General features: G+C 48.4%; 1 protein-coding gene. It reads right to left on the bottom strand.

What is annotated here, in order from left to right; all coding sequences use genetic code 11:
- Window positions 1-13 precede the first annotated feature (13 nt).
- On the bottom strand, window positions 14-1,222 hold the full coding sequence (locus tag L5M38_RS24135) for an IS4-like element IS10A family transposase (RefSeq protein WP_001206290.1): 1,209 nt from the start codon (window positions 1,220-1,222) through the stop codon (window positions 14-16).
- Window positions 1,223-1,245 lie beyond the last annotated feature (23 nt).

Raw genomic sequence — 1,245 nt, 5'->3', positions numbered from 1 at the left:
CTGAAGGATCCCCTCATAAATCAGCCATAGCATAGCCATATTTGAGCAACTGATTGGCGAATAATACCCAGGCCGCCAGCAATTCTTTCTCCGTGATTTGATAATCAGGCCGCCTGAGTACCTCCAATCCCAAGCGAATCGTTGAGAGTACCGTTCGATGCCCAATGGTATTGGCCTGAAAATGCTTATCCCAGCCCTGTTGCTGTGCGTGTAAACCAACTAGCCACAACAGGCATTGAACCATCAACGCTATCAGTAGGATGATGTCGAATCGCTCTGGACTGTTGGTACGACTTTGGCGTAAGCCAAAGCCGTATGCCGGGCTTTTGAGGTCACGAAAGGTTTCCTCTATTTGCATACGTTTGGCGTACAGGTTTACCAGCTGCTTTGGGCTCCGAGATTCTGGTGGTAAATTGCTGGCTAACACCCAAGGCTCTTTCGCCGATGTTGAGTACGTTTTTGCCGATGGATGGTGGCAATTAGTCCTCGTTGAACGCTGATTTGTACGCCCCTTAGGTTTGCTACGATAAAGCGTGAGATGGCAATTGATAGGGTTAGTTTTGGTCAAGGTCTTACAACCCAGGCTCTTCGCTTGACCGTTGGCCAAGTCATGTGTACTGCGAACTGCACGCCAATTTTCAGCGCCAATATCTGCAAATTGAACTGTACCGCGAATACGGCTTAGCCAAAACCAACCATGCGCCTCAACCTCTTTGTACCAAGGCACTTTGAACCCCGCGTCAGTCACGATGAGAGGGGTAACATGCAAAGGTAAAATCTTGGCTAAGTCCGCTAAAAAACCGTTGTGGGAGGCCTTAGAGCATTGTTCTGATAGGGGATAGGACTTCTCATACAGGGTAATAGAGCGGCCATTGAAGGCTATTGAGGCGCGCAGAGCCATGATGCGTTTATGCTCTCGGATGTCTGACCAATCGACGAGCACAATCGGCATAGGGTTACCAGAACAGATGAGGCTGGCATGCCATTGGTAGACAGCTAACCGTTCTTGATGCAGATGCGTGTTGCCGAGCAAACGATCAATGCGCTTGATGTTGTGCTTGGTTCGGGCCGTGGTTGGTAAATTTCGACCTAACTCAGTCAAGGTCAGTGTCTTACATTCAATCAGTGCCTTAGAGGCCAGCATCAAGCTGTTTAATCGTTTTAGGTGAAGTTCTGGGCAGTATTGGTGTAAAGAATGTTGTAGGATATTGGCTTCGCGCATCTTGTTGTCCAAGTGTAGTTTTT

Origin of the sequence: Shewanella sp. SM101 (assembly GCF_025654465.1) — a bacterium.
Lineage (GTDB): Bacteria > Pseudomonadota > Gammaproteobacteria > Enterobacterales > Shewanellaceae > Shewanella > Shewanella oncorhynchi.
The sequence above is the reverse complement of the archived record's forward strand: the minus strand, read 5'-3'. Positions and strand labels throughout refer to the sequence as shown.